The organism is Salinicola sp., assembly GCF_982684285.1.
This window is the reverse complement of record NZ_CEXLVS010000113.1, coordinates 1-12,788: the sequence shown is the minus strand read 5'-3', so window position 1 is coordinate 12,788 and position 12,788 is coordinate 1. Positions and strand designations below refer to the sequence as shown.

The following is a 12,788-nucleotide window of genomic DNA, read 5'->3' as shown; positions in this document are numbered from 1 at the left end:
CGATCGCCAAGGTCTCGGTAGTCGGCCTCGGCATGAAGGACCACGCCGGGGTCGCCTCCAAGATGTTCGAAGTGCTCGCCGGAGAGGGCATCAACATCCAGATGATTTCCACGAGTGAGATCAAAATCACCGTCGTCGACGAGGAGACGGAGGAGGAGAAGACCTACCGCATCGTCGGCCAGCACGAGGCGGACATGAAGGTGGGGGCGATCTCCATCTCCTCGCCGCTCGCCAAGGCGCTGATCGGCAAGCGAGCCGTCGAGATCGAGATCGTCGGGGATGCAGTGGGCGTTGGCCGCCGGCACGTTGACCTGCTCGGCAAAGCCGCCATTTCTGTGAACGCCGATCACCTGCATCGCGCTGCAGACGTTGGGCCGGCCGATACGGCAGGGGTAGCATCGGCCGCAGTTGACCACCGGGTCGATGCAGACCCGCTCGCCGACACGGGCGGGATCGACGCCATCGCCCACGGCGCGGATCACCCCGGCGAACTCGTGGCCGGTGATCCGCGGAAACTGCACGAAGGCGTTGTCGCCATGGATGATATGCATGTCCGAGCCGCAGATGCCGGCGAACGCGACGTCGATAACGACTTCACCCGGTGCTGGGGCCGGCGCAGGCTGATCGCCGACGGCAAAGGCATGCGGGGCGCTGACTTCAAAGGCTTGCATCGATGACTCTCCTGGATGTGTCGCAATCGGCCTGGCACGGGCTCGCCGGTGCCGTGTTCACCAGTGCCGTGTTCACCAGTGCCGTGTTCACCAGTGCCACAGGGTGCCGTCCTCGAGCCGGTTGACCGGCAGGCTGGCACGTTTGAACGGGTGGCGGGCGGCGGCTTCCTCGTCGATATCGACGCCATGCCCCGGGGTCTCGCCGACCAGGAAGTGGCCATCCTCGAAGCGGTAGTCGTGGGGGAAGACGCTATCCGTCAGCTCGTCGTGGGGCATGTGCTCCTGGATACCGAAGTTGGGCACCCAGGTATCGAAGTGAATCGCCGCGCCGAGGCACACAGGCGATAGATCCGTCGGCCCGTGGAAGCCGGTACGCACATGGTAGAGCGAGGCCAGGTCGGCGATCCGGCGCAGATGGGTAATGCCGCCGCCGTGGGTCAGCGGGGTGCGGATGTAGTCGATCCACTGGTTCTGGATCATCTCGCGGCAGTCGTGGATCGAGTTGAACACCTCGCCGATGGCCAACGGCGTGGTGGTGTGTTCGCGGATCAGGCGCAGGCTCTCCTGGTTCTCCGCCGGCACACAGTCCTCGAGCCAGAACAGGTGGTAAGGCTCCACCGCCTTGCCCAGCCGCGCGGCTTCGATCGGTGTCAGCCGGTGGTGGACGTCATGCAGCAGGTGCAGCTCGTGGCCGAAGCGCTCGCGCACCGCGGCGAACAGCTGCGGCACGTGGTTGAGATATTTTTCGGTGCTCCAGACGTGCTCGGCGGGGAGCTCGGCATCGGCCGGCTCGTAGCGCTCGCCTTCCCGCTTGGCGACGCCGTAGATCGTCTCGATTCCGGGGACGCCGGCCTGAACCCGCACCGCCTTGTAGCCCTGCTCGACGTGACGGGCGACTTCCTCCAGGCAGCTGTCAATGTCCCTGCCGGTGCAGTGGGCGTAGGTCATCACCCGCTCGCGGCTCTTGCCGCCCAGCAGTTGATAGAGCGGCATGTTGGCCGCCTTGGCCTTGATGTCCCACAGCGCCATGTCGACGGCGCCGATGGCGCTCATGGTGACCGGGCCGCGGCGCCAGTAGGCGCCACGATAGAGGTACTGCCAGGTGTCCTCTATGCGGCTGGCATCGCGACCGATCAGCGCCGGCACCACGTGCTCTTCCAGATAGGCCGCGACCGCCATTTCGCGGCCGTTGAGCGTGGCGTCGCCGATGCCGTAGGTGCCCGATTCGGTAATCAGCTTGAGGGTGACGAAATTGCGTCCCGGGCTGGTGACGATGACGCGGGCGTCGATGATTTTCATGGGGTCTCCGGCAGGGGAAAGCGGCAGCTTCAGTGGGTGGCGAACAGGTCGGGGAAGCGGTCGATCAGGCGGGGCAGCGATGTCAGCAGCTCTCTCAGATGCGCCTGCACGGCTCGCTCGGCGGCTTCCGGATCGCGATCGTCTATCGCCGCGACGATGCTGGCGTGCTGGTCGACCAGGGTCTCCAGCGGCGTGCCGTCGGGCACGCTGATGTACCGGACGCGGTCGAAATGCGCCTTGACCTCCTCGGTGAAACGCCAGGCCGATTCATGCCCCGCTTCCCGGGAGAGGGTCTGGTGGAAGGCTTCGTCGAGCACGTAGAAACGGTCGTAATCGCCGCTGTCGATGGTTCGGCGCTGGCGTTCGACCAGTTCCAGGAGGTCCTCCATCCCGCGCCGGGAGAGTCCCTGCTCGGCGGCCGACTTGGCCACGGCCACCTCGATCGCCTCACGCACGAAACGCGCGCTATAGACGGCTTGTGGCGAAATCTTGACCACGAAGGTGCCGCGCTGGGGGCGAACCTCGACCAGCCCCGCTTCCGAGAGCCGGATGAACGCTTCGCGAACCGGCTGGCGGCTGACCTCGAAAGTGTCGGCGATCTCCTTTTCGGAGAGTGCCTGGCCCGGTGCCAGCACCAGCCGGATGATGGCGTGGCGCAGCACGTCGTACAGCCGCTGACGCACGTGTCCGGCTTCCGAGGCGTTCCAGAGTGTCTGCAGGGTCGTCGTGGTCAAGGGGGCTCCGGTGTTCACGGTTGGCTATCTTGTCTGACTAGTATGGTAGTTCTCGTGCGGTGTTGACGATTCGACTTTGGCCGCATGAAAAACCGTGGCCGCCGTCACAGTTTTGGCCGCTTCTGCCGATGGCTACTGCAATTGGCTGCGGGCTGCGGGCTGCGGGCTGCGGGCTGCGGGCTGCGGGCAAGATTCGTCATCGAAGGAGGCGGGGCAGCGATGGGGATACGCGATTGGCCGGAGGGAGAGCGGCCGCGGGAGAAACTGTTGACGCTGGGAGCCGCGGCACTGTCCGACGCCGAGTTGCTGGCGATCTTTCTGCGCGTCGGGGTCAAGGGGCGCTCGGCGGTGGATCTGGCGCGGGATCTGCTGAGCAGCTTCGGCGGGCTACGCCAACTGCTGGAAGCGAGTCGCCAGCGGTTCTGTGCCGAGCATGGCTTGGGGGAAGCGAAGTTCGTGCAGCTCCAGGCCACGCTCGAGCTGTCGCGCCGTCATCTGGGCAGCCTGCTCGAGCGGGAGGCAGCGCTGACCTCGCCGGCGCTGGTACGGACCTTCCTGAGTGCGCAGCTGCGGCATCTTGAGCATGAGGCGTTCGCGGCGCTGTTCCTGGACACCCAGCATCGCGTGATCCGCTTCGAGATCCTCTCCGAGGGCACCCTGGACAGCGCCTCCGTCTATCCGCGGGAAGTCGCCCGACGGACGCTTGCGCACAATGCCGGCGCGGTGATCTTCGCCCATAATCACCCCTCCGGCGTGGCCGAGCCCAGCGACGCCGACCGTCGGATCACCGAGCGCCTGCGCGAGGCGCTGGCGCTGTTCGACATTCGCGTGCTGGACCACTTCGTCATCGGAGACGGCGAGGTGATCTCCTTCGCCGAACGGGGATGGCTGTAAGAAGCGCATCGATTTCGAGATTCGGATGGGAAGACGTGCCGGATTCGGGTAACATGCCGCGCCATGTTCTCGGGTGGTCGCCGCTGCGGCGGCGTGTCGGCAACGATGGACGCTGCAGTTGCAGGGCGCCAAATTGTTGCGAAGCGCAGGGGGCTCTGGTATAAAGTACGCCCTTTGAATCGGGGCATACGGCGAGAGCAACTCATTTCGCGCCTTCCCAGATGCCCGAGATAAACCGAACAACCCAACCCGTCAGTGGTCGGAGGCTTCCATGTCCCAAGTTTGTCAGGTTACCGGTAAGCGTCCGGTGACTGGTAACAACGTCTCGCACTCACAGCGCAAGACACGTCGTCGTTTCGTCCCGAACCTGCATACGCATCGTTTCTGGGTCGAATCCGAGAAGCGTTTCGTCAAGCTGCGTCTGTCCTCCAAGGGCATGCGCATCATCGACAAGAAGGGCATCGAAGCGGTGCTCAGCGACATTCGCAAGCGTGGCGCCAGCCTTTAAGGAGTCGAGACATGCGTGACAAGATCAAGTTGGTGTCCAGTGCCGGTACCGGCCACTTCTACACCACGGCTAAGAACAAGCGTAACACCCCGGACAAGCTGGAATTCAAGAAGTACGATCCGGTCGTTCGCAAGCACGTCATCTACAAGGAAGCCAAGATCAAGTGATCTAGCTTTCCACCGGTGCTGCAATGCCAGCGCTGGAATGACAGTACGGAAAACCCGGTCCTCGACCGGGTTTTCTCGTTTGTGGCGAATTCGTTTGTGATGAATTCGTGTGATGAAAGAGCCGCGAGAACAGACGCATGCCCGAGCTTCCCGAAGTCGAGACCACCCGCCGCGGCATCGCCCCCCACGTCGAGGGGCGGGAGATCGTCGAGGTGATCGTGCGCCAACGCAGTCTGCGCGTGCCGGTCCCCGGCGATCTGGAGTCGACGCTGATCGGCGCGCGGTTCGGCGGGGTTTCCCGCCGCGCCAAGTATCTGCTGCTGCCGCTGGTGGAGCGAACCCTGCTGTGGCATCTCGGCATGTCCGGGAGCCTGCGCATCGCCCGCGTCGGCGATCAGCCCAAGAAGCACGATCATGTCGACGTGGTGTTCGAAGGTGGCAACATCCTGCGCTACCACGATCCCCGCCGCTTCGGCTTCGTCGACTGGCTGGCGGGAGACGTCGAATCGGATATCCGGCTGGCGAGGCTGGGGCCGGAACCGCTGTCGCCGGATTTCGATGGACGGCGACTCTACCGGCTGTCCCGGGGTCGCCGTGCCGCGGTGAAGACCTTCATCATGGACAACGCGGTGGTCGTGGGCGTGGGCAATATCTACGCCACCGAGGCGCTGTTCATGGCCGGGATCGATCCGCGCCGCGCCGCCGGGCGCGTCTCCCTCGAGCGTTTCGAATGCCTCGCCGACGCGATCAAGACGGTGCTGGCGGCGGCGATCACCCAGGGCGGCACGACGCTGCGGGATTTCGTCAGCGGTAGCGGCGAACCGGGTTACTTCGCCCAGCGGCTCAACGTCTACGGCCGCGGGGGGCAGCCCTGCCGGTATTGTGGCCTGGAGCTGCGCCAGATCGTGCTGGGGCAGCGTGCCAGCGTCTTCTGCGCGGTGTGTCAGACCTGAATGGCTCGCCGATGGCACATCACCGCACACCAACCCTCTAACGTTTCGCGTTTTGGCCGTTCGATTTCGCATCCGATGGCTTGGGGTTTCCCCCACGCCGGGTAGAATGCGCCAGACCTTCGTGGCGTACGTGTCTTCGAACACGCGTGCCCCGGATATTTTTGCTGATGTCACTTCCCGATGGAGCCCTGCACATGGAGTCAACCGTGACCCAGACCCTGCGTCTCAAGAAGAACGCCGATCGACGCTTGAAGGCAGGCCATCTCTGGCTCTACTCCAACGAGATCGATATCCAGGCCACACCGCTCAAGGGCCTGGAGCCGGGGGCGCAGGTGACCATCGAGGCCGCCAACGGCAAGGCATTGGGTGTCGCCTACGTCAACCCGAACTCGCTGATCTGCGCCCGTGTCGTTTCCCGCGACGCCGACGTTCGGCTCGATCGCTCGTTGCTGGTTCACCGCTTCAACCAGGCGCTGGCGCTGCGCGACCGGCTCTTTGCCAAGCCGTTCTATCGTCTGGTTCACGGCGAGGGCGACCTGCTGCCGGGGCTGATCGTCGACCGTTTCGACGACGTGCTGGTGGTCCAGCTCAACACCCTCGGCATGGAGACGGTGCGTGACGAGGTGATCGCGGCGCTCGACAAGGTACTGTCGCCGAAGGCAATCGTGTTCAAGAACGACTCCAGCGGCCGTCGCCTGGAGCAGCTCGAGTCGGAAGTGGCGGTGGTTCACGGCGAGTTGCCGGACGAGGTGCTGCTGGAAGAGAACGGCGTCCGTTTCGTGGCGCCGGTGCTGGACGGCCAGAAGACCGGCTGGTTCTACGACCATCGCGCCAACCGCGCCTGGCTCAACGGCCTGGTCGCCGGCAAGCGGGTGCTCGACCTGTTCAGCTACGTCGGTGGCTGGGGCGTTCAGGCGGCGGCGCACGGCGCCAGCGAGGTGCTGTGTGTCGATGCTTCCCAGACCGCGCTCGACCGGGTGGCCGAGAACGCCGCCCTCAACGGGCTCCACGAGCAGGTCGCGGTCGGCCACGGCGACGTGTTCGAGGCCATGACGGCGCTGCGCGCCGAGGGCGAGAAGTTCGATGTGGTGGTGCTGGATCCGCCGGCGTTCATCAAGAAACGCAAGGATCTCGCCAATGGCGAACGCGCCTATGCGCGCCTCAACCGCGAGGCGATGCGGCTGTTGGGGCGCGACGGCCTGCTGATGTCGGCCTCCTGCTCCATGCACCTGTTCGAGGAGCGTCTGGTCGAGTGCGTGCGGGGCGCGGTACGCCATCAGGATCGCCACGGCCAGATCATCTATCGCGGCGGCCAGGCCGGTGATCACCCGGTGCATCCGTCGATTCCCGAGACCGCTTCCCTGAAAGCGCTCGGCGTGCGGGTCTTCCGGAACTGATGGTCGCGACGATCCGGTGTCGTTGACATGACCGTCGAACGGGTTTGCGTCTTTCGTCACGCCAATGTCTTGTTGGTCAGTCATGTTCGTAACCTGATCGAGAGCGCCGGCCTGTCGGCCACGTTGCGCAACATGACCCTGGCCGGCGGGGCGGGGGAGCTGCCGCCCGATCAGTGCGAGGCCGAGGTCTGGGTATCCGCTACCGCCGAGACGCGGGCGGTTCAGCTGGTCCGAGAAGCGCTCGATGGGCCAACCGTGGCCTTGCCCGCCTGGCGCTGCCAGGGCTGCGGGGAGTGGCTCGACGGCGTGTTCGACCGTTGCTGGCACTGCGGCCGCGATCGCCCGGACCGGGATGGCTGCTGATCCCCGTCGCTGTCGCTGCGGTGTCGTCTGATTCAACCCAGGAGGTTTGCATGGACTGGGACCTGCCCACCCCTTTCGTGATCGATATCGATGTCGAGCCCTCGAGCATCGATCACTATGGGCACGTCAACAACGCCGAGTATCTGCGCTGGGTCGAGCGTGCCAGCTGGGCGCATTCGCGCGCGCTGGGGCTGACGCTGGAAGACTATCGTGCGCTCAATCGCGGCATGGTCGTTCACCGTCACGAGCTGGACTACCTCGCGCCGGCCTTCGAGGGCGACCGCTTTCAGCTCTCGACCTGGATCGTCAGTTGCGATGGCCGCCTGTCGCTGGAGCGGCGCTTCCAGCTGCGTCACGTCGAAACGTCCCGCACCTTGCTGCGCGCGCATACCCGCTTCGTCTGCATCGATATGGAGAGCTGCCGGCCGAAGCGCATGCCGCCCAGCTTCGTCGAGGTCTACGGCGGCGCCTGCATCACCGCCGATCGCTGAATCGCCAATTCGCTGGTTCGGAACGCCACCGGCCCCGCTCGTCGCGCCGAGCGGGGCCGGTGGCGTTCCGGCTCATGTGATGGCGGACGAGGATGCCGGCTCGCGCTTGCCGGGTGCGCGCGATGTCGGCCGGCCGGGGGCGACGATCGCCATGAAGCGGGCGAGTGTGGCGTCGCTGGCCGGACGCGTGACCCGGGAGACGGCGACGAACAGCGGCAGATTGACGATCAAGCCCCAGGCGCCGGCGTGGACGCCGAGCGGGTTGGGCCACACCACCGTGAACAGGACGGTCACGATGAAGCCGGCGGCCAGCCCGCAAAGCACGCCTGCCCGCGTCGCCCGTGGCCATACGAACAAACCGATGAAGGCCGGCAGCATCTGGGCGGCGAAGCCGAGCCCGACCAGCAGGATCATGATCAGGTTGCCGGGATTGAGCATCGCCACCGGGCCGACGATCAGCAGCATGATCGGAAAGATCAGATAGCGCGCGAGCTGGCCGGTGCGCCGCTCCGAGAGCTTGAACAGCGGACGGATCACGTCCCGGGTCCATGTCAGTGCGGTGCCGTGGATGTAGGGTTCGCTGGAGGACATCGCGGCGGCCAGGGTGCCGGCGCCGAGCAGGCCGACCAGTACCGGCGGCATCTGCTGGAATGCCAGCTGCAGGGCGACGGTGTCGGCACGCTCCAGGTGGGGCAGGCTGAAGATGCCGATGAAACCGACCACCACCATTGGCAGGATGACGAAGTAGTAGGTCGGCAGCCAGCTGGCGCTGCGGCGGATGCTCTGGGCCGAGTCGGCGCTCATCCACTGCAGCCAGACCGGCTGCTGGAACGAGAACATCGAGACGATGATCGACGAGGTCCAGAAGGCGAAACTCATGTCGCCGAGGCCGCCCGGCAGCGTCAGGAAGTCGACGTGGGTGTCGCGCAGTCGCTCGAAGACCCCGCCGAACCACCAGTCGCCGGTCATCCGGTGGGCTGCCCAGAGCCCGATCGTCCAGGCCACAACCAGCATCAGGCCGCCCTGAAACGCGTTGGTCACGCCGATGGCGCGCTGGCCGCTGATGAACAGATAGATCGCGATGGTGCCAAGCACCAGCCAGATATTGAGCGCGAAGGGCAGCAGGCCGCCGCTCATCACCTCGAGGATGTAGGCCGCGCCGATGGTCTGGAGGACGGCATACGCCATGGCGCCGATCGACATCACCAGTGACGTCAGCGCGCCGAGCAGCGGGCTCTCGAAGCGATCCGCCACCGCCTGGGCCTGGGTGACGTGGCCGAGCCTGGCGCCGAACGCCCACACCCTGGGCCCGCAGTACCAGGCGACCAGCGCCAGGTAGCTCAGGTAGATGACGACGTAAAACACCGGCACGCCCTTGCTCCAGGCCCAGCCCGGCGCGCCCATGAAGGTGTAGGCGCTGATGCTGCCGGCGCCCATCAACAGATACATCACCAGAGGCCCCATGCTGCGTCCGGCACCGCCCCACTGCTCGAGCCTGTCCATGCGATGACTGCCGCGGGCGCGGATCCCCAGCCACAGCGCGATGGCCACGTAGACCAGGGTCATCAGCAGCGGAATCGGATCACTCATCGACACACTCTCCCGATCCCGACGGCGGTGTCGGCGGATGCGCCTGGGTGACCGAGGCTGGCAGGGGCAGCAGCCGGTTGGCCAGCAGCATCACCGCGGTCGACGCCAGGATGATCAGGCAGGACCAGGCCGCCAGCGACGGCAGGCCCAGTATCAGCACGGCGTGGTTGGCCAGCAGGATGGCCGGCCACAGTCCGGCCAGGATGACCAGCAGGAAGAGGGCCAGCACGGCCTTCCCTCTCGTGGTGGCAGGGCGGATCAAGCGGTGGTTCATGACATCACTCCAGCATCTTGTTGTCGTCGAGGATACCGTGCCGGGGCCCCCGGTTCAGCTTCGTGGCGGTGTCGGCCAGGTGCGAATCGGTCCACGCCACTGCTCGAAGCGATGGGCGAGCTGCAGAACCCGCCGATCCTCGAAACGTGGTGCGACCAACTGAATGCCGAGCGGCAGGCCGTCGCGACCGAAACCGCCGTTGATGGACAGTGCCGGCTGCTCGCCCATGTTCCACGGTAGCGTGAAGCCCAGGTGCTCGAACGGACGATCCGGATCGTTGGAGGGGTGGCCGTACTCGGCGGGGAAGGTGTAGACCGGCGTCGTCGGGGAGAGGATGGCGTCGACGTCGTCGAACGCGGCCTCGGTGGCGCGGCGCAGGGCAAAGGTCTGCTCGAAGCCGTGGACGACATCGACCGCACTCAACTCGGCGCCGCGCGCCGCCCACTGGGTGATCATGGGAAACACGCGGGCGCGATCCGCCTCGCTCAGCGTGGCCAGCGTCTTCCACTGCCTCGCCCGCCAGAAGTTGTCGAGACCGTTGAGCATCTCGCGGGTCATCACCGGTGCCATCGGCACCAGCGTGGCGCCGGCGCGTTCGAACCCCGCCGCGGCGGCTTCCACCGCGGCCAGAAGCTGGGGATCGACGGCCATGCCGCAGCCGGCATCAAGCATGACGCCGAGTCTGAGCCCCGACAGCTCGAGCGAGAGCGCCATCCAGTCGATCCGGGAGGGTGGCAGGCGGGTCGGATCGCGGCGATCGGTGCGGGCCAGCGTGCGCATCATCAGCGCGGCGTCCTCGACCGTGCGGGTCATCGGCCCGGCACAACGCCCGGTGTAGCAGGGATCGATGGGAATGCGCCCCAGCGTGGGCTTGAAGCCGACCAGCCCGCACCACGCGGCCGGGAGGCGCACCGAGCCGCCGATGTCGGTGCCGACATGCAGCGGCCCCAGGCCGGCGGCTGCCGCCGCGCCGGCGCCGGAGCTGGAGCCGCCGGGGTTGGCGTCGAGCTTCCACGGGTTGCGGGTCAGGCCGTGGAAAGTCGAGACGCCGGAGGACATCATGCCGAAATCGGGGCAGGTGGTCTTGGCCAAGATCAGGGCGCGATCCTCCCTCAGCCGTGCCGATGGCGGTGCATCCTCGCGAGCCGGCGTCAGTTCGGTGACCGCGGTGCCTTGCGGGATCGGCACGCCGCGGGTGGCGATCAACTCCTTGATCGTGACCGGAATGCCGTCGAGTGGTCCCAGCGGGGCGCCATTGTGCCAGCGCCGGGTGGCTTCGGCGGCCGCTGTCGTCAGCGTCGCCTCGTCGTAGGCGTAGAGTGCGTTGATGTGAGGTTCCCAGGCATGGATGTGCGGGATGAGTTCGGCGACGTAGTCGGCGGGCGAGCAGCGACCGTCGCGAAAGCCGGCCAGCAGCGCGGTCGCGGATGCATCGAGAAGGTTCATGGCGAGAGGGCCTCGTCAGGATTGTCGTTGGCGTTGGTCTTCAGCATGCAGCGTATTGGCGAATCATCGCTACTGCGAATCGGCGATCGCAGTGGTCTTTGCATGTTTGGTCCATTTATCTTTTCATGGCCGGTTGTCTGGAATTATTTTTTGCCAATATCTTTCTTTTAGTGTTTTGGCGTGTTTTTTGTCGCCCTATCCCGTCTTTATTGCTGTTGTGCTGTAATTCTCTCGATCCTTCAATGACAACCAACGATCGAGGCAACGACCATGCATGTTGGCGTCCCCAAGGAAATCAAGAACCATGAATATCGCGTCGCCCTGACACCGGGCGGCGTGCGTGAACTGGTGGCGCGAGGCCACCGGGTTTCGGTACAGGCGGAGGCGGGGATCGGAGCCGGCTATCCGGACGAGGCCTACCGGGAGGCCGGCGCCGACCTCGTGGCCGACGTCGATGCGCTATGGGCGAGCGCGGAGCTGATCCTCAAGGTCAAGGAGCCGCAGGCGGAAGAGGTCGCCCGGCTGCGACCAACGCAGACGCTGTTCACCTACCTGCACCTGGCCGCCGAGGAGCGGCTGACTCGCGGCCTGATCGACAGCGGTGCCACCTGCATCGCCTACGAGACCATCACCGATGACCTGGGCGGCTTGCCGCTGCTGGCGCCGATGAGTCGCGTCGCCGGCCGCATGGCGGTACAGGCCGGAGCACACAGCCTGGAGAAGGCCCAGGGCGGTGCCGGCATTCTGCTGCCGGGGGTGCCTGGCGTGGCGCCGGCCAAGGTCACGGTGATCGGCGGCGGCGTGGTCGGCGAGAATGCCGCGCGCATGGCGCTGGGGCTGGGCGCCGAAGTGACCATCCTGGACAAGTCCCTGCCCCGGCTGGAAGTGCTCGACCATCGTTACCAGGGCCGGATTCGCACGGTCTATTCGACCACCGAGACGCTGGAAGTCGCCGTGCGCGAGTCCGACATGATCATTGGCGCCGTGCTGGTGCCCGGCGCGGCCGCGCCCAAGCTGATCACCCGTGGGATGCTGGGCGAGATGAGACCGGGCAGCGTGCTGGTGGACGTGGCGATCGACCAGGGCGGCTGCTTCGAGACCAGCAAGCCGACCACCCACGCCGATCCCAGCTACGTGGTCGACGGGATCGTCCACTACTGCGTTGCCAATATGCCCGGCGCGGTGGCGCGCACCTCGACCCAGGCGCTGACCAACGCCACGCTGCCGTTCGTGATCGCGCTGGCCGACAAGGGCTGGCAGCGGGCGCTGGCCGATGACGCGCATTTCCGCGCCGGCCTCAACGTTCATGCCGGTCAGGTGACCTACGCCGCCGTCGGCGAAGCGTTCGGGCTGGACGTGGCTGCAACCGAGCAGATTCTCAAGGGCTGAGGTCGAGCACCCTCCGAGGCGGGGACCAGCAGGCGAGATCGACCGATCAGCGGCGCCGACACTGTCGGCGCCGCTTTCGGTTTCAGGCTGTGGTCATGCGGCCTTGCATGCAATGCAGCGGGTCAGAATCTCGCTATGTGAGACGAACTCGACAACACGTCTCGGTATGCTCGACAGAGATCCCGGTTTCGAGTCGTCGACGTGCCATCAACTCCGCGTGAATCCTCCCAGACACCTTCCACCCTGCGCCATGTGATGGCACTGCTGCGGACGACCGCGGCTTGCGGTGCCCGCGGCGCGGGCATCGACGATTATCTCGATGCCACCGAGCTGAGCCGCCCCACCATCTACCGACTGCTCAAGGGGCTGCGCGAGGAGGGGTTCCTGCGTCCCTCTCCACTGCGTCATCGCTATCTGCTGGGCTACGAGCTGCTGGTACTCGGCGCCGAAGCGGGCAACGGCGGCAGCCTTCGCGACCTGGCTCGCCCCAGATTGCTCGAGCTGGCGCAGCGGCTTGGCGACAGCTTTTACCTGTTTGCCCACGACGGCCGCCACGCGGTCTGCCTCGAAGTCCAGAACGGCGCCTATCCGGTGGGCAGACCGCGTGGCGGC

General features: G+C 66.0%; 14 protein-coding genes and 2 pseudogenes. 10 read left to right on the top strand and 6 right to left on the bottom strand.

All coding sequences use genetic code 11. The features are described 5' to 3' along the window. Positions 1-32 precede the first annotated feature (32 nt). Positions 33-194 (top strand): annotated as a pseudogene (locus AC3AYF_RS11455) (ACT domain-containing protein); the annotation flags it as partial. 138 nt (positions 195-332) lie between these two features. Here the strand turns inward: AC3AYF_RS11455 and AC3AYF_RS11450 are convergent. From AC3AYF_RS11450 to AC3AYF_RS11440, 3 genes and pseudogenes are all read right to left on the bottom strand, one after another. Further along, positions 333-551 (bottom strand): annotated as a pseudogene (locus AC3AYF_RS11450) (alcohol dehydrogenase catalytic domain-containing protein); the annotation flags it as partial. A gap of 207 nt (positions 552-758) precedes the next feature. Further along, a complete protein-coding gene (gene manD / locus AC3AYF_RS11445; RefSeq protein ID WP_295035896.1) occupies positions 759-1,970 on the bottom strand; it encodes a D-mannonate dehydratase ManD in 1,212 nt (403 codons plus the stop codon). A gap of 29 nt (positions 1,971-1,999) precedes the next feature. Next, entirely contained in the window at positions 2,000-2,704 is a 705-nt protein-coding gene (locus AC3AYF_RS11440; RefSeq protein WP_295035897.1) for a GntR family transcriptional regulator, read from the bottom strand. 219 nt (positions 2,705-2,923) lie between these two features. Between AC3AYF_RS11440 and radC the strand changes: the two genes are divergently transcribed. The 7 genes from radC (at position 2,924) to AC3AYF_RS11405 (ending at position 7,477) form a co-directional block, all read left to right on the top strand. Continuing rightward, positions 2,924-3,598, top strand: coding sequence for a RadC family protein (radC, locus tag AC3AYF_RS11435; protein WP_295035898.1), 675 nt, complete (start codon positions 2,924-2,926; stop codon positions 3,596-3,598). A 271-nt stretch (positions 3,599-3,869) separates the two neighbouring features. Further along, the gene (rpmB, locus tag AC3AYF_RS11430; protein WP_075568200.1) at positions 3,870-4,106 is read left to right on the top strand and encodes a 50S ribosomal protein L28; all 237 of its coding nucleotides are present in this window, start codon (positions 3,870-3,872) and stop codon (positions 4,104-4,106) included. Positions 4,107-4,117: 11 nt separating this feature from the next. Further along, a complete protein-coding gene (gene rpmG / locus AC3AYF_RS11425; protein WP_035472447.1) occupies positions 4,118-4,273 on the top strand; it encodes a 50S ribosomal protein L33 in 156 nt (51 codons plus the stop codon). 137 nt (positions 4,274-4,410) lie between these two features. Then, positions 4,411-5,226, top strand: a complete 816-nt coding sequence (mutM, locus tag AC3AYF_RS11420) for a bifunctional DNA-formamidopyrimidine glycosylase/DNA-(apurinic or apyrimidinic site) lyase (RefSeq protein WP_295035899.1) — start codon at positions 4,411-4,413, stop codon at positions 5,224-5,226. Between the two features lie 206 nt (positions 5,227-5,432). Next, positions 5,433-6,623, top strand: coding sequence for a class I SAM-dependent rRNA methyltransferase (locus tag AC3AYF_RS11415; protein ID WP_487779748.1), 1,191 nt, complete (start codon positions 5,433-5,435; stop codon positions 6,621-6,623). Between the two features lie 27 nt (positions 6,624-6,650). Beyond that, on the top strand, positions 6,651-6,986 hold the full coding sequence (locus AC3AYF_RS11410) for a putative signal transducing protein (protein WP_295035900.1): 336 nt from the start codon (positions 6,651-6,653) through the stop codon (positions 6,984-6,986). A gap of 50 nt (positions 6,987-7,036) precedes the next feature. Next, complete coding sequence (locus AC3AYF_RS11405) at positions 7,037-7,477, top strand: acyl-CoA thioesterase (protein WP_487779747.1); 441 nt, start codon at positions 7,037-7,039, stop codon at positions 7,475-7,477. 72 nt (positions 7,478-7,549) lie between these two features. On the opposite strand, the gene AC3AYF_RS11400 is transcribed toward AC3AYF_RS11405, so the two are convergent. The 3 genes from AC3AYF_RS11400 to AC3AYF_RS11390 are packed head-to-tail and all read right to left on the bottom strand — an operon-like array spanning position 7,550 to position 10,787. Further along, the gene (locus tag AC3AYF_RS11400) at positions 7,550-9,067 is read right to left on the bottom strand and encodes a sodium:solute symporter family protein (protein ID WP_487779746.1); all 1,518 of its coding nucleotides are present in this window, start codon (positions 9,065-9,067) and stop codon (positions 7,550-7,552) included. Continuing rightward, positions 9,060-9,341, bottom strand: coding sequence for a hypothetical protein (locus tag AC3AYF_RS11395; protein ID WP_295035903.1), 282 nt, complete (start codon positions 9,339-9,341; stop codon positions 9,060-9,062). Before AC3AYF_RS11395 ends, AC3AYF_RS11400 begins: the two co-directional genes overlap by 8 nt. A 54-nt stretch (positions 9,342-9,395) precedes the next feature. After that, entirely contained in the window at positions 9,396-10,787 is a 1,392-nt protein-coding gene (locus tag AC3AYF_RS11390; RefSeq protein ID WP_295035904.1) for an amidase, read from the bottom strand. A gap of 270 nt (positions 10,788-11,057) precedes the next feature. On the opposite strand from AC3AYF_RS11390, the gene ald reads away from it, so the two are divergent. Together ald and AC3AYF_RS11380 are read left to right on the top strand one after the other, a co-directional pair. After that, a complete protein-coding gene (gene ald, locus AC3AYF_RS11385) occupies positions 11,058-12,176 on the top strand; it encodes an alanine dehydrogenase (RefSeq protein WP_295035905.1) in 1,119 nt (372 codons plus the stop codon). A 201-nt stretch (positions 12,177-12,377) separates the two neighbouring features. Next, on the top strand, positions 12,378-12,788 hold a 411-nt coding region (locus AC3AYF_RS11380), incomplete at its 3' end, for a helix-turn-helix domain-containing protein (protein ID WP_295035906.1).

Excerpts from the sequence above, each read along its gene's own strand:
- manD (WP_295035896.1), bottom strand. The coding sequence starts at position 1,970 with ATGAAAATCATCGACGCCCGCGTCATCGTCACCAGCCCGGGACGCAAT.
- radC (WP_295035898.1), top strand. The coding sequence starts at position 2,924 with ATGGGGATACGCGATTGGCCGGAGGGAGAGCGGCCGCGGGAGAAACTG.
- rpmB (WP_075568200.1), top strand. The coding sequence starts at position 3,870 with ATGTCCCAAGTTTGTCAGGTTACCGGTAAGCGTCCGGTGACTGGTAAC.
- rpmG (WP_035472447.1), top strand. The coding sequence starts at position 4,118 with ATGCGTGACAAGATCAAGTTGGTGTCCAGTGCCGGTACCGGCCACTTC.
- mutM (WP_295035899.1), top strand. The coding sequence starts at position 4,411 with ATGCCCGAGCTTCCCGAAGTCGAGACCACCCGCCGCGGCATCGCCCCC.
- AC3AYF_RS11410 (WP_295035900.1), top strand. The coding sequence starts at position 6,651 with ATGACCGTCGAACGGGTTTGCGTCTTTCGTCACGCCAATGTCTTGTTG.
- AC3AYF_RS11405 (WP_487779747.1), top strand. The coding sequence starts at position 7,037 with ATGGACTGGGACCTGCCCACCCCTTTCGTGATCGATATCGATGTCGAG.
- AC3AYF_RS11400 (WP_487779746.1), bottom strand. The coding sequence starts at position 9,067 with ATGAGTGATCCGATTCCGCTGCTGATGACCCTGGTCTACGTGGCCATC.
- AC3AYF_RS11395 (WP_295035903.1), bottom strand. The coding sequence starts at position 9,341 with ATGAACCACCGCTTGATCCGCCCTGCCACCACGAGAGGGAAGGCCGTG.
- AC3AYF_RS11390 (WP_295035904.1), bottom strand. The coding sequence starts at position 10,787 with ATGAACCTTCTCGATGCATCCGCGACCGCGCTGCTGGCCGGCTTTCGC.
- ald (WP_295035905.1), top strand. The coding sequence starts at position 11,058 with ATGCATGTTGGCGTCCCCAAGGAAATCAAGAACCATGAATATCGCGTC.